This is a genomic window from Sphingobium psychrophilum, from assembly GCF_012927105.1.
GTDB lineage: Bacteria > Pseudomonadota > Alphaproteobacteria > Sphingomonadales > Sphingomonadaceae > Sphingobium > Sphingobium psychrophilum.
Map to the genome: position 1 here is coordinate 56,445 of NZ_JABBFV010000003.1, position 23,128 is coordinate 79,572.

At 65.1% G+C, this 23,128-nt stretch carries 21 protein-coding genes; 12 read left to right on the forward strand and 9 right to left on the reverse strand.

Annotation, left to right across the window (positions count from 1 at the left end; all coding sequences use genetic code 11):
• Nucleotides 1-5 precede the first annotated feature (5 nt).
• The 3 genes from HHL08_RS05290 to HHL08_RS05300 all read left to right on the forward strand — a co-directional run bounded on the left by HHL08_RS05290 (nucleotide 6) and on the right by HHL08_RS05300 (nucleotide 2,426).
• Nucleotides 6-539 carry a DUF2271 domain-containing protein gene (locus HHL08_RS05290; protein ID WP_169571446.1) on the forward strand — a complete coding sequence of 178 codons (534 nt, stop codon included), beginning with the start codon at nucleotides 6-8 and terminating at the stop codon, nucleotides 537-539.
• 13 nt (nucleotides 540-552) lie between these two features.
• Nucleotides 553-1,452, forward strand: a complete 900-nt coding sequence (locus HHL08_RS05295; RefSeq protein WP_169571447.1) for a DUF4198 domain-containing protein — start codon at nucleotides 553-555, stop codon at nucleotides 1,450-1,452.
• 110 nt (nucleotides 1,453-1,562) lie between these two features.
• Nucleotides 1,563-2,426: an FAD:protein FMN transferase gene (locus tag HHL08_RS05300; RefSeq protein ID WP_169571448.1), complete on the forward strand. Its 864-nt coding sequence runs from the start codon at nucleotides 1,563-1,565 to the stop codon at nucleotides 2,424-2,426.
• 469 nt (nucleotides 2,427-2,895) lie between these two features.
• Here the strand turns inward: HHL08_RS05300 and HHL08_RS05305 are convergent, their stop codons facing one another.
• From HHL08_RS05305 to HHL08_RS05340, 8 genes are all read right to left on the reverse strand, one after another.
• On the reverse strand, nucleotides 2,896-3,579 hold the full coding sequence (locus HHL08_RS05305; RefSeq protein ID WP_169571449.1) for a Fe2+-dependent dioxygenase: 684 nt from the start codon (nucleotides 3,577-3,579) through the stop codon (nucleotides 2,896-2,898).
• 15 nt (nucleotides 3,580-3,594) lie between these two features.
• Nucleotides 3,595-4,371 carry an energy transducer TonB gene (locus tag HHL08_RS05310; RefSeq protein ID WP_169571450.1) on the reverse strand — a complete coding sequence of 259 codons (777 nt, stop codon included), beginning with the start codon at nucleotides 4,369-4,371 and terminating at the stop codon, nucleotides 3,595-3,597.
• A gap of 194 nt (nucleotides 4,372-4,565) precedes the next feature.
• Entirely contained in the window at nucleotides 4,566-6,974 is a 2,409-nt protein-coding gene (locus tag HHL08_RS05315) for a TonB-dependent receptor (protein WP_169571451.1), read from the reverse strand.
• Nucleotides 6,975-7,035: 61 nt separating this feature from the next.
• Nucleotides 7,036-7,332, reverse strand: a complete 297-nt coding sequence (locus tag HHL08_RS05320; protein WP_169571452.1) for a ribbon-helix-helix domain-containing protein — start codon at nucleotides 7,330-7,332, stop codon at nucleotides 7,036-7,038.
• Nucleotides 7,332-8,054: an acetoacetyl-CoA reductase gene (phbB, locus tag HHL08_RS05325; protein ID WP_169571453.1), complete on the reverse strand. Its 723-nt coding sequence runs from the start codon at nucleotides 8,052-8,054 to the stop codon at nucleotides 7,332-7,334. Before phbB ends, HHL08_RS05320 begins: the two co-directional genes overlap by 1 nt.
• Before the next feature lie 26 nt (nucleotides 8,055-8,080).
• Nucleotides 8,081-9,097 (reverse strand): ferrochelatase, encoded by a 1,017-nt coding sequence (gene hemH / locus HHL08_RS05330; RefSeq protein ID WP_169571454.1) that lies wholly within the window; start codon nucleotides 9,095-9,097, stop codon nucleotides 8,081-8,083.
• Nucleotides 9,094-11,361, reverse strand: a complete 2,268-nt coding sequence (locus HHL08_RS05335) for a xanthine dehydrogenase family protein molybdopterin-binding subunit (RefSeq protein ID WP_169571455.1) — start codon at nucleotides 11,359-11,361, stop codon at nucleotides 9,094-9,096. The genes hemH and HHL08_RS05335 overlap by 4 nt, the downstream gene beginning before the upstream one ends.
• Nucleotides 11,362-11,400: 39 nt before the next feature.
• Nucleotides 11,401-11,835, reverse strand: a complete 435-nt coding sequence (locus HHL08_RS05340; RefSeq protein ID WP_169571456.1) for a CoA-binding protein — start codon at nucleotides 11,833-11,835, stop codon at nucleotides 11,401-11,403.
• 87 nt (nucleotides 11,836-11,922) lie between these two features.
• On the opposite strand from HHL08_RS05340, the gene HHL08_RS05345 reads away from it, so the two are divergent.
• Nucleotides 11,923-12,381: a GNAT family N-acetyltransferase gene (locus HHL08_RS05345; protein WP_169571457.1), complete on the forward strand. Its 459-nt coding sequence runs from the start codon at nucleotides 11,923-11,925 to the stop codon at nucleotides 12,379-12,381.
• On the opposite strand, the gene HHL08_RS05350 is transcribed toward HHL08_RS05345, so the two are convergent.
• On the reverse strand, nucleotides 12,382-13,389 hold the full coding sequence (locus HHL08_RS05350; RefSeq protein WP_169571458.1) for an Mrp/NBP35 family ATP-binding protein: 1,008 nt from the start codon (nucleotides 13,387-13,389) through the stop codon (nucleotides 12,382-12,384).
• 95 nt (nucleotides 13,390-13,484) lie between these two features.
• Here HHL08_RS05350 and hflK point away from each other — a divergent pair, with 95 nt between their 5' ends.
• From hflK to HHL08_RS05390, 8 genes are all read left to right on the forward strand, one after another.
• On the forward strand, nucleotides 13,485-14,591 hold the full coding sequence (hflK, locus tag HHL08_RS05355; protein WP_169571459.1) for an FtsH protease activity modulator HflK: 1,107 nt from the start codon (nucleotides 13,485-13,487) through the stop codon (nucleotides 14,589-14,591).
• Entirely contained in the window at nucleotides 14,591-15,439 is an 849-nt protein-coding gene (gene hflC / locus HHL08_RS05360; protein ID WP_169571460.1) for a protease modulator HflC, read from the forward strand. The genes hflK and hflC overlap by 1 nt, the downstream gene beginning before the upstream one ends.
• 137 nt (nucleotides 15,440-15,576) lie before the next feature.
• A complete protein-coding gene (locus HHL08_RS05365; protein WP_169571461.1) occupies nucleotides 15,577-17,088 on the forward strand; it encodes a Do family serine endopeptidase in 1,512 nt (503 codons plus the stop codon).
• 127 nt (nucleotides 17,089-17,215) lie between these two features.
• On the forward strand, nucleotides 17,216-18,847 hold the full coding sequence (locus HHL08_RS05370; RefSeq protein ID WP_169571462.1) for a helicase HerA-like domain-containing protein: 1,632 nt from the start codon (nucleotides 17,216-17,218) through the stop codon (nucleotides 18,845-18,847).
• Between the two features lie 35 nt (nucleotides 18,848-18,882).
• The gene (locus HHL08_RS05375) at nucleotides 18,883-19,272 is read left to right on the forward strand and encodes a hypothetical protein (protein WP_169571463.1); all 390 of its coding nucleotides are present in this window, start codon (nucleotides 18,883-18,885) and stop codon (nucleotides 19,270-19,272) included.
• A gap of 127 nt (nucleotides 19,273-19,399) precedes the next feature.
• The gene (locus HHL08_RS05380) at nucleotides 19,400-20,704 is read left to right on the forward strand and encodes an MFS transporter (protein ID WP_169571464.1); all 1,305 of its coding nucleotides are present in this window, start codon (nucleotides 19,400-19,402) and stop codon (nucleotides 20,702-20,704) included.
• Entirely contained in the window at nucleotides 20,701-21,618 is a 918-nt protein-coding gene (cysK, locus tag HHL08_RS05385; protein WP_169571465.1) for a cysteine synthase A, read from the forward strand. The genes HHL08_RS05380 and cysK overlap by 4 nt, the downstream gene beginning before the upstream one ends.
• Nucleotides 21,619-21,639: 21 nt before the next feature.
• Complete coding sequence (locus HHL08_RS05390) at nucleotides 21,640-22,998, forward strand: cell wall hydrolase (RefSeq protein ID WP_169571466.1); 1,359 nt, start codon at nucleotides 21,640-21,642, stop codon at nucleotides 22,996-22,998.
• Nucleotides 22,999-23,128 lie beyond the last annotated feature (130 nt).

Genomic DNA, 23,128 nt, shown 5'->3' on the forward strand with positions numbered 1-23,128 from the left:
AACCCATGCAGATCAGCCATCGCCTGGCTCTGACCGGCGTCGCAGCGCTCGGCGCGGCCGGAACCGCGGCCGCACCCGCCGCCGCGCAGACGCTTAATCTCAGTGTCGCCATTCCGCGCTTGTCGGTCGCCGAATATCACCGCCCCTATGTCGCCATCTGGATCGAGAAGGAGGGGGCCGCCCCCCGCACCCTGTCGGTCTGGTATGATGTCGACAAGGCAAAGGGCGAAGGCACGAAATGGCTGCGCGACGTGCGCCAGTGGTGGCGCGCTTCAGGCCGTGCGCTCAGCTTCCCGGCCAACGGTGTTTCTGGCGCAACCCGCGCGCCGGGCGACCAGAAAATCGCCTTCACCGCCGGCAAAGGCCCGCTGGGCGCGCTCGGCCCAGGCAATTACACATTGATCGTAGAGGCCGCGCGCGAAGTGGGCGGGCGCGAAGTGCTGCGCCTCCCCTTCGCCTGGCCCCCAAAGCCCGGTGCCACCGTCAAGGTTCAGGGCAGCAGCGAATTGGGCGCGATCGCCCTCACCTTCGGCAAGTAACGGGGATTAAACCATGAAAAGCAAATTTCTGATCGCGGGCGCGCTTGCCGCCCTGATGTTCTCCGGCACGGCCCAGGCCCACCGCCAATGGATGCTACCCTCTTCCACCACCCTGTCGGGCACCGAAAGCTGGGTCACGGTCGACGCCGCCATTTCCAACGACGTCTTCTATTTCGAACATTTCCCGATGGCCACCGACAATATCGTCGTGACCGAACCGGACGGCGCTGTGGGCAAAATCGAGAATGCCGCCAAGGGGCGCTATCGCTCCACCTTCGACGTGCATCTGACCAAGCCCGGCACCTATCGCATCGCCAGCGTCTCGACCGGCGTGATGGGCAGCTACATGCTGAACGGCAAGCAGGAACGGCTGCCGCGCGGCACGACCAAGGATAAGCTGGCCAGCGTCATCCCCGCCGGCGCGACCGATGTGCAGACTGCCGAAGCCGCGAGCCGCAACGAGATTTTCGTCACGCTGGGCGCGCCGACCGCGAACCTCTTCAAACCCACCGGCAATGGCATTGAGCTTGTCCCTGTCACCCACCCCAACGATCTGGTGTCGGGCGAAGCGGCGACCTTCCAGTTCCTGCTCGACGGCAAGCCTGCCGCTGGCCTGAAAGTCACGGTCATCCCCGGCGGCATCCGTTACCGCGACGCGCTGGGCCAGATGGACCTTGTCGCCGACCAGGATGGCAAGGTCGCCATCACCTGGCCGCAGCCGGGCATGTATTGGCTGAACGCCAGCATCGGCGGCGGTCGTGAAGGCGGCCCCGGTGGTCCGGGCGGCGAAGGGGGCGCGGGTGGTCCCGGCGCACCGGGCGGTGCAGGTGCGCCGCCGCCGCCCCGTCCGCAGGCCGGCCCGCCGCAGCGCCGTGCCGCCTATATCACCACGCTGGAAGTGCTGGCCCCCTGAACCCGGCCCATCCCTACGGCATCCGAATCGCGATAGCGCCCGGCCTGTCGCCCGACCAATTTGTCGGGCGACAGCGCAGGGGCGCTATCGTCACTTATGGCGGCCCCACCATGGGGACCAGCTGGTCGGCGCAGATCGTCGATCCGCCCGCCCGCTGTGAAAGCGCCATCGAAGCGGTGCTGGCCCGCATCATCGACCAGATGAGCAATTGGGAAGCGGATTCCGCCATCAGCCGCTTCAACCGCGCCGCCGTGGGCGCATGGATGCCCCTGCCCGCCGACATGCTGACCGTGCTGCGCGCGGGACTGGACATAGCGCGACTTTCGGGCGGCGCTTTCGATCCCGCCATCGGCCAGCTGGTCGACCAATGGGGCTTCGGCCCTGGTCTTGGACCGGCCGCCGCGTCCGTTACCGCCCCCTGGACCCGCATAGAGGTCGAAGGGGATCGCGCGCGCCGACGCGCCGACGTAGCGCTCGATTTTTCCGGTATCGCCAAGGGGTTCGCCGTCGATGCCGCCGCCGCGCAACTGCGCGCCATGGGCGTCGCCAATTTCCTGATCGAAATCGGCGGAGAGCTGCGCGGCGAGGGCATCAAGCCCAACATCCAGCCCTGGTGGGTCGATGTCGAATCCCCGCCAGACCTCACCATTCCCACGCTCCGCATCGCGCTGTGCGGCTTGTCCGTCGCCACCTCCGGCGACTATCGCCGCTTCCGCATCGCAGATGGCGCGCGCCTGTCCCACAGCATCGACCCCGCGACCGGCGCGCCGATCGCCGCCGGCGTCGCGTCCGTCACCGTCCTGCACGACAGCGCCATGCTGGCCGACGCCTGGGCCACCGCGATCACCGTCCTGGGGCCGGACAAAGGCATGGCGCTGGCTACCCGCCACGATCTCGCCGCCCGCCTGGTACTGCGTATGGACGACGGCGCGCAGGAATATATGACCCCCGCGCTGGCAGCGATGCTGGAGTGATGCACAGTCCGGTAACCGAAAATGGTGAATTGCGATGGATTGCTGCCATTCTCCAATTTCTAGCGTCCGTTCGCCCTGAGCCTGTCGAAGGGCTTCTCTTCCTTAAAATGCGGGGATTTGAAGAAGGAACAGGGCTTCGACAGGCTCAGCCCGAACGGATGTTGGGGATCTGCAACCGGTCGTTGCCAAGCCATTCCCCCCCTTCCAATGTAGGATTTTCTCTGGTCTATCCTGATCGATGGAGTAGCACCGCCTTCCCCCACCACCCGCGCATCGCCAGTCGCCCGCGTGGCGCGTCCCTGCCGCGCAGGAGACGCATCGGCGTGACCCGAACGTGCCCCGGTTGTCGCGTCGGCGGTACGCAGCGATGGCGTCACAGGGGCTTGGGCAGTGCGATTGGCCGAAAAAGCCCGACAATGGTGTGAACTTCGGCGAGACACGATCAGGTGCCCCGCCCCTGCCCCACCCGTCAGGCGTCGGCCCAGCGCCGCAGCAAATTATGATAGACGCCGGTCAGGCGGATCACCTGCGCATTGTCGTGGCCCAGCGTTTGCGCAAGTTGCTGGATGCTGCTGTCCAGATCGAACAAGGTCTGGCGCGCGCCGTCGTCCCGCACCATCGACTGAATCCAGAAGAAACTCGCCACCCGCCGCCCGCGCGTCACCGGCTCGACCCGGTGCAGCGAGGAGGAGGGATAGAGCACCGCATGGCCGGCGGGCAGCTTGACCTGCTGCACCCCGAATTGCGTTTCGATCGTCAGCTCCCCGCCATCATAGGCGTCGGGGTCTTCCAAAAACACGGTGATCGACAGGTCGGACCGCACCCGGAATGTCGTACCCTTGCGGATGCGGATCGCATTGTCGACATGGGTGCCGAACGCCTGCCCCCCGGCATAGCTGTTGAACAGGGGCGGGAAGATGCGCTGCGGCAGCGCGGCGGCGATGAACAGCGGGTTCTGGCCAACGGCATCGAACACGATCTGCTGCGCCTCCTGCGCGGCGGCGCAATCTTCGGGCAATTGCAGGTTGTGCTTGGCCAGCGCGGACTGATGGCCGGACGTGATATTGCCATCCACCCAGTCGGCGGCGTCGATCACGCTACGAATGGCGGCGACGCCAGCCGCGTCGATCAAGTCGGGTATGGCGATCAGCATGAAAAAGTCCGTCCGTCAGGCGGCATCGGCGCGAAGGATGAACGGGATTTCCACCACGCCCCGCACCCGCACTGGCTGTCCGGCACGGATCGTCGGCTTCCAGCGCCAGCCCTTGACTGCATCCCTGGCAGCATTGTCGAGCCGGGCAAAGCCGCTGCTCTGGCTGACGGCGATGCTTTCCACGCCGCCGTCCACGGCCAGGGTGATCGCCAGCACCACCGTCCCCTGCTCGCGCTTGCGGCGGCTGTCGATCGGATAGCGGGGCGGCTTGCCCGCGACCATCTGGGTGCCCAGGTCGCCGCCCTGCACCATGCTGGGGGGCGCCGGGCTGGGCGGTGCCGGCGGCGCGGCGACCGATGGGCTTGGCCCCGGCGCGATGACGGTGACCGGCGCGGCCGCCTGCACGGGTTCGGGTGATGTCTGGATCTGCACCGGCGGCACTGGCGTCTGCACGACCGGCGGCGGCGCGACCACCTGCGGCGCGGAAGGCGGCGGCGGTGGGGTTTCCGCTGCGGGCGGCGGCGGCGGCGGCGACAGGTTCACCACCGTCAGCTTGGCCGCCTCCGTCCGCTGCACATGGTTGCGCACCTGGATCAGCGCGCCGATCAGCAACGCATGGACGACCAGAATGGCGACGATGGCCGGAATGTTCGGACGGGACCGGGCACCATAGCGTTCGGCGGACGACGCCACAAAGGAGGACGGAGACAAGGCAGCAACGGGCATGGGAGCAACGACCTGCTCCAACGCACCGTCATAATCCTCAATCGGCTGGCTTGCCGCCTGCAACATGCCAGTGCCTCCCTTTGCGTGAGCCTGTGTCGGTTCCGATAGCGCGAAGCCTAATGCGAATCAATTGCGATGTTTGCGGAGAGGCAAGGAACCGGATGCGGACAGGTGGCGAACCAAGGCGGTCCGGCCACATGTCGGGCCTGTGTCGCCCCCCGTCCCACCCCCGGTCACTGGGACCGGAGATGCTGGACCCATCAGATCTTGTAGTTCAGGCTCAGCACCCAGGACCGGCCTTCACCGGGATTGGCCCAGCCATTGTTGCGGATGCTGGTATAATATTTCTTGTTGGTGAAGTTCTGCACATTGAGCTGCGCGGTCAGACTTTCCGTGAAGGAATAGGACAGCATCGCCCGATGGATCAGATAGGAGTCGGACCGATAGGTCGGGGCGATCGCGGTGCTGCCCGCCACCAGCGGGGTCACCAGCGCCCGGTTGGTCAGCAGGAAGCTGCCCTGATAGGTCAGGCCGTAACCGACCTGCAAGCCGAAGGGCAGGGTGTAGGTAGTCCAGATGCTGCCCGAATGTTTGGGCGTATTGATCAATTCCTGCCCGGCCTGCGGGTCGAGGATGGCCGTATTATTGCCGCAGGCGTTGGTCGTCACGCCATTGACGGTGCGCGGGCCGGGGTTGGCGATACAGGCGTCGGAAACGCTCTGGATCACCTTGCTGTCCAGATAAGTGTAGTTGGCGAAGATCGACCAGGCGTCGGTGATGTTGCCGGTCGCGCCGAGCGTAAGGCCATCGACCCGGTTTTTGCCATCATTGACCGGCAGCGTGCCGATGAGCGGATCGTTGCTGGCGACGCGATAGTTGGTCCGCTCGTTGCGGAACAGCGCCGCGCTCAGTTGCAGCTTCGCGTCGAACAGGTCGATCTTGCCGCCAATTTCGTAATTGATCGCCTGCTCCGGCTTCGCTTCGCACGGATCGGTGCCGAAATTGGCTGCGGCCGCAAGGCCACAACCCGACCGGACGGTGGTCGCCGTCGGGTTCTTGCTGTTGCCATAGGCAAGGTACAGGCTGGCATTGGGCACCGGCTTGTAGACGAGGCCGATGCGGTAGGAGAAGAGATCGTCGATCGCGACCTGGTTTACGCCGGTCAGGTAACGGCTCGTCTGACCGGCCGGGATCGGCAGCGCGGACGGCGTGATCGTGTCGGAGCGGAACACCGCCTTGTTATGTTCGTACCGCACGCCGCCATTTAGTTCGAGTTGCTCGGCCAACTTGACCGCGGCAAAGGCATAGGCCGCGACATTGTTGAGCACGCTATCCTGATAGGCGGTCTGGGTCTGGTTGATCGGACCGGTATAGATGGCATTGGGGTTGGAGATGCTGATCGGGTCCAGCGTCGGGTTGGGCGTCGCGCCGCCCGCATTGCGCAACAGGTTGCCGCTGCTCAGCGTGTAATCCTCATGCAGCGCGGACGTGCCCAGAACCAGCGTATGGCCACCGGGGATGGAGAAGGTCAGGTCGAGCTGGTTATAGAGCGACTGGTTTTCCGAGAAGCGATAGGTGCCGCGCGGCCCACCTGGATAATAGGTGTTGGCCAACTGACCGGCCGCGCAGGCGACGCCCGTCTGCGTCGTGCCATCGGCCAGACAGTAGGTGCCGCCCTGCGGCGGGTTGACCACCAGATTCTGTTCGACCCGCTGCCAGCGGGCAAGGTCGCGGATGGTCAGCAGGTCGCTGAACTGATGTTCGAAGATCATCGTCGCCTGATCGACCGTCTGGTCCTGGCGATCGACATTCTTGTAACCATAATAGCCGCTATAGGGGACGCCGGGCAGCGGGCCGTCATAGACCGCGTTCTTATAATAGGGCACGCCGTAGAGGGGCGTATTCTCGTCTTCCTGATGCGAGAAGAGCAGCGTCATCGTGGTCGGGCCGTCGCCGCCGAACTTGACCGACGGCGCCACGCCCCAACGCTTATAATGGTCGACGTCGCGCGCCGGCACGTCATTTTCATGATACATGGCGTTGAGGCGCACGGCCACGAAATCCGACAGCTTGACGTTGCTGTCGATAGTCGCGCGATAATAATCGTCGGTGCCGATGCCCGCGGTCAACAGTGTCTCGTCATAGCCCTTGGGGCGCTTGGTCACCAAGTTGATGGTGCCGCCGATCGATCCCGATCCGCTGAATACGGAATTCGCGCCGTTAATGACCTCGATCTGCTCCAGGTTGAACGGGTCGGTGCGGCTATATTGGGCGCTGTCGCGCACGCCGTCGATGGTGATGTCGGTGTTCGCGCTCTGGCCACGCAGGTTGATGCTGTCGCCATAGCCGCCGCCGCCTTCGCCCGCGCCAAAGGTGATGCCCGGTACGGTCGCCAGCACGTCGCGCAAGGTCAACAGATTCTGTTTGGAAATGGTCTGGTTGCCGATCACCGTGATCGTCTGCGGCGTGTCGAGCAGGCGGCGGGTATATTTGGGCGATTCCGCCTTTTCCACTTTGATCGTCGATTCGTCGATTGCCGTATCGGTGACGGTCATGCCGCCCAGGCGCGGGCCGCGTTCAGCATCTTGCGCACCGGCGCCCGTTGCAAAAGCCATGGCACCGACGCAGCCCAGCGCCAGAAAGGATGGAATATTTCCAGACTTCGACATGTTCACAGATCCCCTTTTAGTCGTTGGGGCCTGCTATTGAGAGTCCTTCTCAGAGTCAACGCTATTGCGAATAATTCTTATCACTGTCGCAAGATTGCTCTGCGAACAGCCAGGACCGGATGGCGCTGGCCAGATTGGGCGGATGCGACACGGCCAATCGCGCCGCGTCGATGCGCGCGACCAGCGCGTTGATCGGAAGATTTTGCTGCAAGGCATGGGCACGCAAGGCGTCCCAAAAGATCGGTTCGAGGCTGATCGCCGTCTGATGGCCGGCAATGGTCACGCTCCGCTTGACCGGCGGAGCGAAGGGCGACCCTTCCGGCTTGTTCGAGCCATCGTCAGCGTCGCCCATCGTCATCAATACATGTGCTGGCCGCCGTTGATCGACAAGGTGCTGCCGGTTACGAAGCCGCCTTCCTCGCTACATAAGAAGGCGACGCCGCGCGCGATTTCACTGGCCTGGCCCAGGCGACCGACCGGAATCTTGGCAACGATCTTCTCCAGCACCGCGGCGGGGACCGCGGCGACCATGTCGGTGTCGATATAGCCCGGCGCGATCGCATTGACGGTAATGCCTGACTTTGCGCCTTCCTGCGCCAGCGCCTTGGTGAAACCATGGATGCCGGACTTGGCGGCGGCATAATTGACCTGACCATATTGCCCGGCCTGGCCATTGATCGAACCGATGTTGACGATCCGGCCCCAGCCGCGTTCCCGCATCCCGCCGAAGGTCGCCTTGGACATGTTGAAGCAACCGCCAAGGTTAATGCGCATCACCTCGTTCCAATCGTCGAAGCTCATCTTGGCGAGCACGCCGTCGCGGGTGATGCCGGCATTGTTGACGACGATGTCGATCGGACCCAGCGCCTGCGCCACCGCGGCGCAACCGTCGAGGCAAGCCTGGTGATCGCCGACGTCCCATTTGAAGGTCGCGATGCCGGTCTTGTCGGTAAAGGCCTTCGCCTTCTCCTCATTGCCACCATAGTTGGCGGCGACGGTATAGCCCATTTCCTGCAATGCCAGACTGATCGCCTCGCCTATGCCTCGCGTTCCGCCGGTCACGATCGCTACTCTCGACATATGCGTATCCTCTTCCTGCAACCGGGTCAGTTGATCCAACCCGAAAGTTCGCGGCTCACAAGCCTCTGGTACAGAGTGATAGCTTCCGTCGATGCGTTTAGACAGGGCAAAAGGGCAAATTTCTCGCCACCTTGGGCCAAAAAAACATCTTTCGCACGCAGGGCGATTTCCTCTAGGGTTTCAAGGCAATCCGCCGAGAATCCTGGCGTGACCACAGCAATATTGCGGACACCTTCCTTCACCAATTTGGCGAGCGTAGCCTCCGTTTCCGGTTCCAGCCATTTGGCGCGGCCGAACCGCGACTGGAAGCTCATATGGACCGGCAGCGGCGGGTTTTTCAGAGACAGGGCTTCGCGCAGCAGGCGGACGGTCTTGACCGACTGGCAATGATAGGGATCACCCAGATGCAGCGTGCGTTCGGGCATGCCGTGGAAGCTGGCGAGCAAGGCGTCCGGCACGAAATCGAGCGCGGCGACATGCCGGTCGATCGATGCCCTGAGCGCGGCGATATAGGCCGGATCGTCATGATAGGGCGGCAGGGTGCGGATGGCGGGTTGCCAGCGCATTGCGGCCAGCGCGGCGAAGGCGGCATCATTGGCGGTTGCGGTGGTGGCGGCGCTATATTGCGGATAGAGCGGCGCGAGCAGGATACGCTCGCAACCCCGCGCCTTCATCGCCGCCAGCTTTTCCGCAATGGAGGGATTGCCGTAGCGCATCGCCCATTCGACGACCACCCCTTCCCCCATCGCCTGTTGCAGGGCGTGAGCCGCAGCGCGGGTATGGACCGCGAGCGGCGACCCCTCCGCCGTCCATACCTGCTGATAGGCATGGGCGGATTTCTTCGGACGGGTGGTGAGGATCACCCCGCGCAGGATCGGCTGCCAGAGCAGTTGCGGGATTTCCACCACGCGCCGGTCAGACAGAAATTCCGCCAGATAGCGGCGCACCGATTTTGGATCGGGCGCGTCTGGCGTGCCGAGATTTATGAGGAGGACGCCCACTTTGGGCGTGGGGATGGCGGGATGATCGGCGGGCTTGTTCATGCGGCTCCCACTAGCGGCAGGCTGCGCATGCGCTGACCTGTCCATGTGTACAGGGCGTTGGCGATGGCGGGGGCGACGAGCGGGGCGGCCAGATCGCTGACGCCGGCGGGATTGGCGGTGCTGCGCATCAGTTCCACCGTTACCTCGCCAATGTCGGCGAGGCGCGGCAGGTTCATGCGACCAAGGATGGCGCGGGTGGGCAGGCCGCGTTCATAGGGGACGGATGCGCCCATGGCATAGGCCAGACCATAGACCAGCCCGCTTTCGATCTGCTGGCGCGCGATGTCGGGATTGACCTGATCGCCCGCATCGACCGCGGCGACGATGCGGCTGACGCTCAGCTTGTCGCCGTTCATCGCCGCCTCCACCATGATCGCGGCATAGGCACCGTCCATCATATGCGCGGATATCCCCTGCCCGCTGCCCGCTATGCCGCCCTGCCAGCCGCCCATCGACGCCGCGGTCGACAGGCAATGGGCCAGGCGCGGATTGCCACCGAGCATCTGGATGCGGAAGGACATGGCCTCAATCCCCGACAGATGCGCCAGTTCATCAACGAAGCTTTCGGTGAAGAACGCCCCATGCAGATGCGCATTGCCGCGCATGAAGCCGAGCGGCAGGCCCACATCGGTCGGGAAATGATCGACCGCCCAGTGGGGAATGGCATAGGGCGGCACCATGCCGGTGACGGCCAGCCGGGTCGCCTTGTCCGCCGCATCCGCCGCCGCGACGTGCGGCAATGCGCCGTCGGCGATCCGCGCCCATGTCTGCGTCAGTGCGCAGGGCGCGGCGACCTTCGCCAGCCATCCCTCGATCGCGCCGTTGCGGCCGAGCTTGGCTGCCATGCGGGCATGGGCCGGGGCGCTGGGTCGATCCTGCACCACATCCTCCAGCCGCGACCAGAGCAGTTGCACCGGCCGCCCCATGTCGCGCGCCAGCAGCGCCGCCTGCACGCCTGCGTCCCAGTCCATCGCCCGCCCGAACGACCCGCCGGCATGGAGCGGATAGAGGGTGATCGCCCGTTCCGGCAGGTCCAGCGCATCAGCGATCGCCGCGCGGGCCAGGCCCGGCGCCTGCGTCGCCATCCAGATTTCCGCGCCGGCATCGGTGACGCGGGCGGTGGCGCACATGGACTCTAACGCCAGATGCAACCCGGCATCGACCTGATATTCGCTGGCGAGGATGGTCGCCCCCTCGAACACCGGGCCAAGATCGCCCTGGGCGTAGAGGCGGCGGCCAGCCGAACCCGAAAATGCCTCCTCCAATGCGTCGTCTATGCCACCGCTGCTAACCGGCACGCCGCGCAGGGTGAAGACCGGATCGGCCAGGTCGAGCGCCTTGTTCGCGGCCCACCAGTTGCTGGCGACTGCGGCCACCCAGCGTTCCTGCCGCACAAGCTTGAGGAAGCCGATGACGCTGCCAGCGGCGCGTTCGTCCAGTCCGGCCAGCACGGCGTCGCCGATCGGCCCCTGCCGGATCGAGGCATAGACCATGTCGGGCAGGCGAATGTCGGCGGTGAAATTATGGCTGCCGTCGATCTTGGACGGCGTATCGAGGCGCGGCAGATCCTGCCCCGACAGGCGACCATCCTGTCCCTGGCGATAGGGCAGGATATCGGGCAGGTCGAACCGGGCGGCATCGGCGACCACATCGCCGATCTTCATACGGTGGGCACCACCATCGGAGATGATGCCTTCCTGAATGTCGCAGCTTTCCCAAGGGATGGCCCAGCGCGCCGCCGCCGCCTTGCACAGCAATATGCGGGCGGCCGCACCAGCGTCACGATAGGCGGCACGGAACATCGGGACGGACGTGCCGCCGCCGGTCAGCATCAGCGCGCCGCGCGTCGCATATTGGCCGATCGCCCAGTCGCCGGCATCGCCCAGCAATCGCGTCCAGTCGCTCGCCAGCCATTCGCGCGCCAGCAGCGTGTTGGCATAAAGCGGGCTGATTGGCGCACTCTGCACCGCGACGGTGCGCCAGTCCGCGCCCAGTTCGTCGGCCAATATCTGCGGCAAGACGGTGGTGACGCCCTGCCCCATTTCAGTCTGCGGCACGACGACGATGATCTGGCCGGATGCGTCGATCTTCAGGAAGGCGTTGACGATGGTTTCGCCGGGACCGGCATTGAGATTGGGCTGGTAGCTGCGCGGCCATACGCCCCAGGCGAGCAGCAGCCCCGCCGCTGCGCCGCCGCCGATCAGCAGCGTGCGGCGGTTGATGCCCTGATGTTTGCCGGATTGCTTCCGCGGGGTGCGCGCCATGCCTTGCCTGATAGAGGCCCAGGCCTGCCCTGCCTAGGGCTATTCGGATAGGATCGGCGGAACGCCTAGCCGCGGAATGTCGATCGCGGGACAACGGTCCATCACCACCCTCAACCCGACCGCTTCGGCGCGGGCGGCCGCCGCTTCGTTGACGACGCCCAGCTGCATCCATACCGCCTTGGCCCCGGCGGCGATAGCGTCGTCCACAGCCTCCCCCGCGGCTTCGCTGCGGCGGAAAATGTCCACCATGTCGATCGGCACGCCGATGTCGGACAATCGCCCCCAGACAAATTCGCCATGGACATGTTCGCCCGCAATCTGCGGATTGACCGGCAGGACGCGATAGCCATGGTTCTGGAGGAACTTCATGACGCCGTAGCTGGGGCGGTCCGGGCGATCGGAAATGCCGACCAGCGCGATCGTGCGGGTTTCGGACAGCAACGCGGCAATGTCCTGCGGGGCGGTAATCGGCATGGCGTATTTCCTTTGCGACCGAGATGGGAAGGACGCAGGCGAACGCAAGACGTTCCTTTCATCGCGCATTCGCTATAATCACAGGCCATGTTCGCCATCCGCTCCGACGACCTGACCGATGCGCAGACGCGCGCGCTGCTGGCGCTCCATCTGGCCGGGATGCAGGCTGACAGCCCACCCGACGCCGTGTTCGCGCTTGACCTGGCAGGCTTGCAAACCGCCGATATCAGCGTGTGGACTTTATGGGACGGCGCGGCCGTCGCCGGGGTCGGCGCGCTGCGGACGCTGTCGGCCGATCAGGGGGAGATCAAGTCGATGCGGACCCATCCCGACCATCTGCGCAAGGGCGTGGCCGGCGCGCTGCTGCGGCACATCGTCACGGTCGCGCGCGACCACGGCATGGCGCGGCTGAGCCTGGAAACCGGTTGCGGCGCCGCCTTCGAACCCGCGCTGGCGCTGTATCGCGCCTATGGCTTCATCGATGGCGACGCATTTGGCCATTATGAACCCAACGGTTTCAGCCAGTATTTGCATCTGATGCTGTAATCAGGCCGATGCCTTGAGCCAGTCCGCCACCTTCCGCGCAATAGCGTGGAAGGCGTCGGCATGGACGCCCTCGCCCGCCGCCGGAGGATCGCCCGCATCGGAGCGGCGGCGGATGTCGATCGCCAGCGGGATACGGCCAAGGAAAGGCATGGACAGGTCGCCCGCTTTGCTTTCCGCGCCGCCATGGCCGAAGGGATCGGACAGTTCGCCGCAATGGGGGCAGGCATAGCCGGCCATATTCTCGACCAGGCCGACCATCGGCACGCCGGCCTGATGGAACAGGCTGACCGCGCGGGTGGCGTCGATCAATGCCAGATCCTGCGGCGTAGACACGATCACCGCGCCGACGGGCTTATGTTTCTGCACCATGGTCAACTGAATGTCGCCGGTGCCAGGTGGCATGTCGACCACCAGCAATTCGGTGTCACCCCATTCTGCGTCGATCAGCTGCGTCAGTGCATTGCCGACCATCGGTCCGCGCCAGGCCAACGCCTTGCCCGGTTCCACCAGATGCGCCATCGACAGCATCGGGATGCCCAGCGTGCCAGTGACCGGGATCAGTTTCTTGTCGCGGGCCTGGGGCTTTTGATCCTCGCTCCCCATCAGCCGTGCCTGCGACGGACCGTAAATATCGGCGTCGACCAGCCCGACCTTCAGCCCCAGCCGGTGCAGCGCGACGGCGAGATTGGCCGAAAGGGTCGATTTGCCCACCCCGCCCTTGCCCGACGCAACGGCCAGGATGCGCAGCGGCGCTTTGGGGGGGAGTGTCGGGGCGGCCACAGCTTCTTCGGGCTTACGCTCCGCGGTCATGGCGATGCGGACGTCGGTGACGCCGGGCACGGTCAGCGCGCCTTCGCGGATGGCGGCGGCCAGCCCTTCGCGCCGGTCGGGGTCCAGTCCGCCGACGTCGAGGGCGATGGTCATCACCCCTTCCTTGAGCCGCGGCGCGCTGGCGCGGCCATCGGTAAGGGCGGTCAGACGGGCGGTGAAATCGGCAAGATCGGTCATGGCGATGCCCTGTAGGAAATAATCGAGGGCATTTGCACTGTTTTTCGGCGAAGAGCCTTCCTATAGAAGGTGGCATGAGAAGAATGTTCGGGTGGATGCCCGCGATCGCAGCGATGGTCCAAGGCCCCTGGGGCGGCAAGAATGACGGACCCGAAGGGGACGGACAGAAGGGTGGCGGCGACGGCGGCCCGCGCAACCCGTGGACTCAACCGGGCCGGCCGTCCGGCGGCCAAAAGGGGCCATCGGCCATCGAAGAGTTGCTGCGTCGCGGCCGCGAAAGCTTCGGCCAAGGCGGCGGCGGGAATGGCGGCGGCTTTGGCGGGCTTCCCCCGCGTGCATCGGGCAAGGCGCTCTGGCCGATCGCCATCGCCCTTGTGGTGATATTGTGGCTGGTCCTGACGAGTTTCCATCGCGTCGGCCCGCAGGAACGCGGCGTCGTCACCCTGCTCGGCAAATATAGCCGCACCCTGACGCCGGGCATCAGCCTGACCCTGCCGGCCCCGTTCGAGGCGGTGGCAACGGTCGATGTCGAGGAAATCCGTACCATCGATGTCGGCTCCGCCAGCGCGGAGAGCGAAAATCTGGTGCTGACCGGCGATCAGAATATCATCGACCTCGCTTATTCGGTGCGCTGGAACATCCGTAACCCGGAACTTTACCTGTTCCAGCTGTCGGACCCGGACGCCAGCGTGCGCGAAGTCGCCGAAAGCGCGATGCGCGCCGTGCTCGCCAGCGTCAGCCTGGACGATGCGCTGGGTGCAGGGCGCACCGCGATCGAACAACAGGTCGAATTGCGGATGCAGGAAATATTGGACGGCTATAAGTCGGGTATCCGTATCCAAGGCGTCGCGATCAAGCAGGCCGATCCGCCAACCGCCGTGAACGATGCGTTCAAGGCGGTATCCGCCGCGCAACAGACCGCGCAGACCTACTTGAACGAAGCGCGTGCCGCCGCCCAGCAGGTGACGGCCAAAGCGCAGGGCGAGGCTGCGGCCTTCGATAAGGTCTATGAACAATATAGACTGTCGCCCGACGTGACCCGCCGCCGCATGTATTATGAAACCATGGAGGGCGTGCTGTCGAACGTCGACAAGACCATCGTCGAGGGTAACAATGTGACGCCCTATCTGCCGCTGCCCGAAATCAAGCGGCGGGCGCAGCCCACCCCGGCACCTGATGCCGCCAGCACGGGAGGCCAGTGATGCCCGGCATATTGCGCCATCCCGTCGCCCTCGCACTGATCCTGCTCGCCCTGCTGATCATGATCGGTAGCACCGTGGCGATCGTGCCCGAAACCAAGCAAGGCGTGGTCGTCCGTTTCGGCGATCCAAAGGCGATCATCAACCGCTATCGACCCAACGAAACATTCGGCAACACCGGTGCCGGCATCATCTGGCGCTGGCCGTTCGTCGACCAGATCGTCTGGATCGACAAGCGCGTCCTGTCGGTCGAGATGGAGCGGCAACAGGTGCTGTCGACCGACCAGTTGCGGCTTCAGGTCGATGCCTTCGCCCGTTACCGCATTGTCGATCCGCTGCGCATGTATATCGCGGCGGGCAATGAAGAGCGCGTAGGCGAGGCGCTGCGCCCTATCTTGGGTTCCGCTCTGCGTAACGAACTGGGCAAGCGGCCATTCGCCGCGCTGCTCAGCCCCGAACGCGGCCAGGTGATGCAGAATATCGAGGCAGGCCTGGACCGGGTCGCGCGCCAATATGGTGCCGAGATCGTGGACGTGCGGATCAAGCGTGCCGACCTGCCCGACGGGACGCCGCTGGAAAGCGCTTTCACCCGGATGCGCACCGCGCGCGAACAGGAAGCGCTGACCATCCGCGCCCAGGGCGCGAAGCAAGCGCAGATCATCCGGGCCGAGGCCGACGCCAATGCCGCGCGCATCTATGCCGAAAGCTTCGGCAAAGACCCTTCCTTCTACGATTTCTATCGGGGGATGCAGAGCTATCGCTACACCTTCGCGCCCGATCGGCCGGGCCAGACCAATATCATCCTGTCGCCGGACAATGAATTCCTGCGGCAATTTCAGGGACGGCGTTAAACTTTCGTCATGATGTCCACGGGGATCATTACGGAACCAGCGTCATTCAATGAGGGTTAAGGCAAGGCGGAGCATCTGAGGGCTTCCTAAAAGTCCCGCCTTCCTTACCCCTGAAGCTTTGAAGAGGACCGTCACGAGTGCGTTACGCTTATGCCATCACCGGCGCCCTGCTGCTCGGCGGCACCGCCATCGCGGTCACGACCAGTTCCAATGTCGAGGCGCAGACCGCGCAGAATGAAGGCCTGACGGCAGCAGCCCCCGCGGGCGCGCCGGCCAGCCTCGCCGACATGGTCGAGAAGCTGCAACCCGCCGTCGTCAATATCTCCACCAAGCAGCGGGTGAAGGTGCAGAACCCGTTCGCCGGCACGCCTTTTGGCGAATTGTTTGGCCAGGGCCAGCAGGGCGGCGCGCAGCCGCAGACGCGCCAGGCCCAGTCGCTTGGATCGGGCTTCCTGATCTCCGCCGACGGCTATATCGTCACCAACAACCATGTGGTGTCGGCGGGCGCAGAGGGCGCGAGCGTCGATTCGATCACCGTTACGATGACCGACAAGCAGGAATTTCCCGCCAAGCTGATCGGCCGCGATGCCGCGACCGACCTGGCGGTGCTGAAGATCGAGTCGCCCAGGCCGCTGCCCTTCGTGAAGTTCGGCGACAGCACCAAGTCGCGCGTGGGCGACTGGGTCGTGGCGATCGGCAACCCCTTCGCCCTGTCGGGCACGGTGACGGCGGGCATCATCTCCGCCCTGCATCGCGGCACCGGCGGCAGCTATGACAAGTTCATCCAGACCGATGCGTCGATCAACCAGGGCAACTCCGGTGGCCCGATGTTCGACATGCGCGGCAATGTCATCGGCATCAACAGCCAGATCCTGTCGCCGTCGGGCGGCAATGTCGGCATCGGCTTCGCCATTCCATCCGAACAGGCGGCGCCGATCGTTGATACGCTGCGCAAGGGTCAGGCGATCAAGCGCGGCTATCTGGGCGTGCAGATCAGCCCGCTGGGTGAAGACCTGGCCGATTCGCTTGGCCTTGCCAAGAATCGCGGCGAGTTCGTCCAGGGTGTCGAGCCGGGCAAGGGCGCTGAAAAGGCCGGGATCAAGGCGGGCGACGTGATCGTCAGCGTTGCCGGCCAGGAAGTGACCGCGGATCAGAATCTGTCCTCGATAGTCGCCAATCAGGATATTGGCGCGCGCGTGCCGATCGTCCTGATCCGCAATGGCCAGCGTCAAACGGTCACCGCCATCGTCGGTGAGCGCCCGTCCGAAGACGAACTGAACAACTTCGCCCAGCCACAAGGCGACGAGGATTTCAGCCAGCAGGACCAGAATCCGGGTCAGGCGACGCAGCAGGCGCTGGGCATTTCGGCGATCCCGCTGACGCCCGGCATCATCCGCCAGTTGGGCATCGCCGCCGACACGAAGGGTGTGGTCATCACCGCTGTCGACGGATCGACCGATGCGGGCACCAAGGGCTTGCGTCGCGGCGACGTGATCATCAGCGCCAACAACCGACCGATCGCAAGCCAGGCGGAACTGGACGCGCAGGCGAAGGCCGTCGCAGCCCAGGGTCGCGCCGCCATCCTGTTGCAGGTGCTGCGTCGCGGCCAGCCCGCCATCTTCCTGCCGATCCGCCTGCGCGACAAGTAAGCGGCACTTGCCGATGGCGGCCGGCTCGTTAGAGTTGGGGTAGCCAATTCAAACCCGTTCGGGCCGGACCTGTCGACATCGTTCGACAGGTCCGGGGCGAGCGGGTTTTCTTTTTCGGGGATTTCAGATGAGCGACGGTATCTTCATCGGGCTTGGCGCACCGGACAAGGACGGGGGCGTTCCGCAGATGCTGAACCTGCGCCGCGCGAACCGCCATGGATTGATCGCAGGCGCCACCGGCACCGGCAAGACCGTCACCCTGCAAGGAATCGCCGAAAGCTTTTCCGCGCTCGGCGTGCCGGTGTTCATGGCCGATGTGAAGGGCGACCTGGCCGGCATTGCCATGGCCGGATCGCCCACCGCCAAAAATGCCGACAAGCTGGTGGCGCGCGCTGCCGAAGTGGGGATCGCCGATTACAGCTATGCCGACAATCCGGCGATCTTCTGGGATCTGTACGGGCAGCAGGGCCATCCGATCCGCACCACCGTCAGCGAAATGGGGCCGTTGCTGCTCGCGCGCCTGATGGGCCTCAACGAAACGCAGGAAGGCGTGCTGACCATCGCCTTCAAATATGCTGACGAGGAAGGACTGCTGCTGCTCGACCTGGGCGATTTGCAGGCGATGCTGGCCTATTGCGCGGAGAATGCCGACACGCTGTCGGCCCGCTACGGCAATGTCACCAAGGCCAGCGTCGGCGCGATCCAGCGGCAATTGCTGCAACTGGAATCCCAGGGCGGCGATCATTTCTTCGGCGAACCGGCGCTCGACATTCATGACATGTTGCAGGTGGACGAGAAGGGGCGCGGCTATGTCAACGTCCTCGCCGCTGACAAGCTCATGCAGAGCCCGAAACTCTACGCGACCTTCCTGCTATGGCTGCTATCCGAATTGTTCGAGACGCTCCCCGAAGTGGGCGACCCGGACAAACCGAAGCTGGTCTTCTTCTTCGACGAGGCGCATCTGCTGTTCGACGACGCGCCCAAGGCGCTGACCGACAAGATCGAACAGGTCGTGCGCCTGATCCGGTCCAAGGGCGTGGGCGTATATTTCGTCACGCAGAACCCGATCGACATTCCAGAGGATGTGGCCGGGCAACTGGGCAACCGGGTGCAACATGCGCTGCGCGCCTTCACCCCGCGCGACCAGCGGGCGATCAAGGCGGCGGCGGAAACATTCCGCATCAATCCCGATCTGGACGTCGAGACGGCGATCACGCAATTGAAGGTCGGTGAGGCTCTGGTGTCGTTGTTGCAGGAGGATGGGTCGCCCGGCATCGTGCAGCGCACGCTGATCGCCCCGCCGCGGTCGCGGCTGGGGCCGCTCGATGCGAAGGAGCGCGCGATCATCCAGTCGATCTCGCCCGTTGCAGGCAAATATGACGATGCGGTCGATCGGGAATCGGCCGAAGAGATATTGGCGGCGCGCGGACAGGCCGCCGCGGCGGCGGCGCAGGCGCAAAAGGCGCAGGCGGAAGCCGACAAGACCGCTGCCGCTCAGGCCAAGGTAGAGGCCAAGCAGCGCGAGGCGGAATTGAAGGAGCAGGCACGGCGCGCGACGGTGGAGGCGCGCGAAGCAGCCAAGCCCAGCGCCATCGACAAGGCGATCCAGTCGGCCACGCGGGCGGCGGGATCTTCGGTCGGGCGGCAGGTCGCCAACGAACTGGGCCGCGCCGTGTTCGGCGGATCGAGCCGCAAATCTTCTTCCGGCGGGATCGCCGGCAAGCTGGTCCGCGGCATATTGGGCAGCCTCTTCAAATAGGCTATGATGGCGCGCCGGCTGGGAGGCGGCGCGTCATGCAAAAGACAGCGAGTTGGACAATAGTAGCGCTTGTCGCGGCCAGTCCGCTCCACGCCCAGACGATCGATCCGCATCAGGTGATCGGCGCTGCGATCGCCAGCGACATCGCGCGCGATCGGCAGGCCGAACGCGACGCCCGGCGCGCGCCTTATGCCTCGCCCGGCTATGGCCCGATCGCATCGGCCGCCGCCGCGCGCGACGCATGCGCGGCCAAGGCGCTCTACCAGGCCGGTCCCGACGGCAAGCTGATCGGCCGCCCCCGCGCCAGCACCATGGCGACCGGGTGGGAGGTGGAGGGCGAGATCGGCTTTGCCGATGGCGGCACCGTGCCTTTCGTCTGTTCCGTGCGTAACGGATCGGTCAGCGGCGTGCTGTTGAAGCGCTGATCGGCCGTATGGGGCGGGCAGGATGGATCGCCGCCCTCCCCGCTCATAGGTCGTAAAGCAAATCTTGTTGCATGGTGGGTCGCGCGCCTGTTGCTTCGGCAACATAAGCGCCGCTAAAGCCGTCGCCATGACGGCTGCCCCCTCCCCCCGCCACCCCCTGCATTTCAGCAATTTCCGCGCCTATCTGGTGGGGCGGCTCTGTGCCGTGCTGGCGCAATATGGCATGATGATCATATTGGGGTGGCAAGCCTATAATATCGCGCGCGAGACGATGACGACGTCGGGGGCCGCAGCGCAACTGGGCCTGATCGGCCTGGCGCAATTCCTGCCGCTTTTCTTTCTGACTCCCGTCACTGGCTGGGTCGCGGACCATTATGACCGGCGGTGGATTTCTCGCATCACACTCGCGCTCTTGGCGATCGCGGCAGGATTGCTGGCCTTTGCGACCTATGAGGGCTGGGTCAGCCTGCCATTGATCCTGGGCATCGCCGTCATTGTCGGCACGGCGCGCGCCTTCAATGGTCCCGCTTATGGCGCGCTTGCTCCCAATCTGGTGCCGCCCGCCGTCCTGCCCAATGCCATCGCGATTTCCAGCGTCGTCTGGCAGGCCGGATCGATCGCCGGGCCGGCGCTGGGCGGCTATGCCTATGCAGCCACGCCATGGGGCGCCTATGCGCTGGCGTCGGCGCTGTTCGGGGTGGCGCTGGGCGCCATGATGCTGATCGGCCCCGTGCCGCAGCCGCCGCGCGACACCAGCCGCCATCCCATCCGCCAGATGATCGACGGCTTCGCCTATGTCCGGGGGAACCGACTGGTGCTCGCGACGATCACGCTGGACCTCTTCGCGGTGCTGCTGGCGGGCGCAACTGCGCTGCTGCCGGTCTATGCCCGCGACATATTGCATGTTGGGTCGGCGGGCCTGGGCCATCTGGCCGCTGCGCCGGGCATCGGTGCCGGGCTGACGGCGCTCTGGTTCTCCTTCCGCCCGATGAAGACCAATGTCGGGGTCAAGATGCTGGGATCGGTCATGCTGTTCGGCCTGGCCACCATCGCCTTCGGCTGCACCGCCTTCCTGCCGCGCAGCATCGCGATCGAGGTGGGCATCGCGGCGCTGGTCGTGCTGGGCAGCGCGGACATGGTGTCGGTGTTCGTGCGCCAGTCGCTGGTGCAGTTGCACACGCCCGATGCGATGCGCGGGCGCGTGTCCAGCCTGTCGCAACTCACCATTTCCGCCTCGAACGAACTGGGCGAGGCGGAATCCGGCTTTCTCGCCGCGCTGGTCGGCCCGGTCGCGGCGGTGATCGGCGGCGGCGTCGGTGCTATCCTCATCACCCTTTACTGGGCGCGACTCTTTCCCGAATTGCGCCTTGCACGAAGCTTCGATCCACCCGACATCGGGCGAGAAGAGAACAGCCAGGAGAAAAACCCATGAAAGCTGCCACGATTCTCGAAACCATCGGCAACACGCCCCATGTCCGCATCAACCGGCTGTTCGGAGATGCAGAAGTGTGGATCAAGTCTGAAAGGTCCAATCCGGGCGGGTCGATCAAGGATCGCATCGCGCTGGCGATGATCGAGGCGGCGGAGGCCAGCGGCGAATTGCAGCCGGGCGGCACGATCATCGAACCGACGTCGGGCAATACCGGCGTCGGCCTGGCCATGGTCGCGGCGGTGAAGGGCTACAAGCTGGTGCTGGTCATGCCTGAAAGCATGTCGATCGAGCGCCGCCGCCTGATGCTGGCCTATGGTGCCAGTTTCGACCTGACCCCGCGCGAAAAGGGTATGAAGGGCGCGATCGAACGCGCGCTGGAGTTGGTGTCGCAGACGCCGAACAGCTGGATGCCGCAGCAGTTCGAAAATCCCGCCAATATCGACGTGCATGTCCGCACGACCGCACAGGAAATCCTGGCCGATTTCGCCGATGCGCCGATCGACGCGCTGATTACCGGCGTGGGCACCGGCGGCCACATCACCGGCGTCGCCGAGGTGCTGAAAAAGGCGTGGCCCACGATCAAGATCTTTGCGGTAGAACCAACCCTGTCGCCGGTCATCAGTGGCGGCCAGCCCGGCCCGCACCCGATCCAGGGCATCGGCGCGGGCTTCATCCCGGCGAACCTGCACACCCAGTTGCTGGACGGCGTGATCCAGGTCGATCCTGCCGATGCCAAGGACTATGCCCGGCGCTCTGCGAGCGAGGAAGGGCTGCTGGTCGGTATCTCTTCAGGCGGCACGCTGGCGGCAATCGCTCAGAAGCTGAAGGAACTCCCCGCAGGCAGCCGGGTTCTGGGCTTCAACTATGACACCGGCGAACGCTATCTGTCGGTCCCCGATTTCCTGCCTGAATAAGGTGATAACGGCAGGCGCGGCATGACCGAATCATCTCCCTCGGCCCGGCCACATCCGTTGATGTGGCTGGTCTGGGCGCTTCTGTTCGCCGGCCTGCCCGCATTAGTCGCCACCTGGGACACGCGGGCGTCTTCGGAAGCGGGGGCGCGCCGCATGGCCGTGGTGGAAGCCGCACGGATGAGACGGCCCGCCACGCCCCCGCCGCCGGTCGAGCCGGTCCAAGTCTTCGCGCTGGAGCGGGATCAGGCGGTCGCGTTCAATGCGACCATCCCCTTTTCGCGCGATCCCAACCCGGCCGCCCGGCCTTTCCTCTTCGCCGGGTCCGAAACAGACCTCGCCCGCGCGACCGACTGCCTGGCGGCGGCCGAAATCTTCGAGGCGGGTGACGATGCCGTGGGCGAAGAGGCAGTGGCACAGGTGGTGCTGAACCGGGTGCGGCATCCTGCCTTCCCCAAGACGGTGTGCGGCGTAGTGTTCCAGGGGCAGGAACGGCGCACCGGATGCCAGTTCACCTTCAGTTGCGACGGCGCACTGGCCCGCACGCCCGGCGAAGCCGCTTGGGGCCGCGCGCGCGACATCGCCCGCGCCGCGCTGGCGGGCAAGGTCTACAAGCCGGTCGGCTACGCCACCCATTATCATACTGACTGGGTCGTGCCCTATTGGAGCAGCAGCCTGGACAAGATCGGGGCGGTCGGCACGCACCTGTTCTTCCGCTGGCGCGGCTGGTGGGGCACGCCGTCCGCCTTCCGCCGGACCATTGATACAGGAGAACCGCTGATCGGCCAGCTAGCGCGCCTGTCACCCGCGCATCAGGGCGGATCGGGCATGCTGTCGCTACTGCAACCGGTGATGACCGCCGAAGCCGCGGCTGCGTTGGCTGCGCGGCCCCAACAATCCATCGAAATGGGCATGCTAGGCAAGACGATCGCAGGCGTGCGCCTGATTTCCATCATCGGCGGCCAAAGTTTTCTGGTCGAATTGCCAAGGGGCAGCGCCGCCGACAGTTGGCCGGCGACGGCGCGGACCTTTTGCGCCGGGCGCGGCCAATGCCGCATCATGGGATGGGTGGCGGGCAGTGCGCCCAAGGAATTGCCGCTATCCCTGACCGATCTCACCACCATGCGTTTTTCCTACATCCACGATGCGGCGACAGGATTGCAACGCGCCCTGTGGAATTGCACCCAAACGCCCCGCGTCGCCAAGAGAGAATGTATGCGCCAGCGCGTGCCGACCTTGGCCATTCCCTCTCCCACCGATCCCGGGTTGAGCGGTGTGCGGCGTAAGGAGCGGTTTGAGACGGTGAAGATCGCGCCGCCTGCTGCGCCATTGAATGCAGCATCGGGCGCCACATCCAATGCGACTAGCGACGCGACGCCTTGAACACTGCCTTCACCCCTTCACAAATCGCCAGCGGGCGTCTATATGGCTGGCAATCCGGTCGTCCCCTGCGCTGTGCGTAAGGGGTTAGGCCGTCCCCCGGATCGCTCGGGGTCCAGCTTCGAATTGCGCG

What these genes read in the sequence shown, in the direction of transcription:
- HHL08_RS05290 (WP_169571446.1), top strand. Translation starts at nt 6, where the DNA reads ATGCAGATCAGCCATCGCCTGGCTCTGACCGGCGTCGCAGCGCTCGGC.
- HHL08_RS05295 (WP_169571447.1), top strand. Translation starts at nt 553, where the DNA reads ATGAAAAGCAAATTTCTGATCGCGGGCGCGCTTGCCGCCCTGATGTTC.
- HHL08_RS05300 (WP_169571448.1), top strand. Translation starts at nt 1,563, where the DNA reads ATGGGGACCAGCTGGTCGGCGCAGATCGTCGATCCGCCCGCCCGCTGT.
- HHL08_RS05305 (WP_169571449.1), bottom strand. Translation starts at nt 3,579, where the DNA reads ATGCTGATCGCCATACCCGACTTGATCGACGCGGCTGGCGTCGCCGCC.
- HHL08_RS05310 (WP_169571450.1), bottom strand. Translation starts at nt 4,371, where the DNA reads ATGTTGCAGGCGGCAAGCCAGCCGATTGAGGATTATGACGGTGCGTTG.
- HHL08_RS05315 (WP_169571451.1), bottom strand. Translation starts at nt 6,974, where the DNA reads ATGTCGAAGTCTGGAAATATTCCATCCTTTCTGGCGCTGGGCTGCGTC.
- HHL08_RS05320 (WP_169571452.1), bottom strand. Translation starts at nt 7,332, where the DNA reads ATGACGATGGGCGACGCTGACGATGGCTCGAACAAGCCGGAAGGGTCG.
- phbB (WP_169571453.1), bottom strand. Translation starts at nt 8,054, where the DNA reads ATGTCGAGAGTAGCGATCGTGACCGGCGGAACGCGAGGCATAGGCGAG.
- hemH (WP_169571454.1), bottom strand. Translation starts at nt 9,097, where the DNA reads ATGAACAAGCCCGCCGATCATCCCGCCATCCCCACGCCCAAAGTGGGC.
- HHL08_RS05335 (WP_169571455.1), bottom strand. Translation starts at nt 11,361, where the DNA reads ATGGCGCGCACCCCGCGGAAGCAATCCGGCAAACATCAGGGCATCAAC.
- HHL08_RS05340 (WP_169571456.1), bottom strand. Translation starts at nt 11,835, where the DNA reads ATGCCGATTACCGCCCCGCAGGACATTGCCGCGTTGCTGTCCGAAACC.
- HHL08_RS05345 (WP_169571457.1), top strand. Translation starts at nt 11,923, where the DNA reads ATGTTCGCCATCCGCTCCGACGACCTGACCGATGCGCAGACGCGCGCG.
- HHL08_RS05350 (WP_169571458.1), bottom strand. Translation starts at nt 13,389, where the DNA reads ATGACCGATCTTGCCGATTTCACCGCCCGTCTGACCGCCCTTACCGAT.
- hflK (WP_169571459.1), top strand. Translation starts at nt 13,485, where the DNA reads ATGCCCGCGATCGCAGCGATGGTCCAAGGCCCCTGGGGCGGCAAGAAT.
- hflC (WP_169571460.1), top strand. Translation starts at nt 14,591, where the DNA reads ATGCCCGGCATATTGCGCCATCCCGTCGCCCTCGCACTGATCCTGCTC.
- HHL08_RS05370 (WP_169571462.1), top strand. Translation starts at nt 17,216, where the DNA reads ATGAGCGACGGTATCTTCATCGGGCTTGGCGCACCGGACAAGGACGGG.
- HHL08_RS05375 (WP_169571463.1), top strand. Translation starts at nt 18,883, where the DNA reads ATGCAAAAGACAGCGAGTTGGACAATAGTAGCGCTTGTCGCGGCCAGT.
- HHL08_RS05380 (WP_169571464.1), top strand. Translation starts at nt 19,400, where the DNA reads ATGACGGCTGCCCCCTCCCCCCGCCACCCCCTGCATTTCAGCAATTTC.
- cysK (WP_169571465.1), top strand. Translation starts at nt 20,701, where the DNA reads ATGAAAGCTGCCACGATTCTCGAAACCATCGGCAACACGCCCCATGTC.
- HHL08_RS05390 (WP_169571466.1), top strand. Translation starts at nt 21,640, where the DNA reads ATGACCGAATCATCTCCCTCGGCCCGGCCACATCCGTTGATGTGGCTG.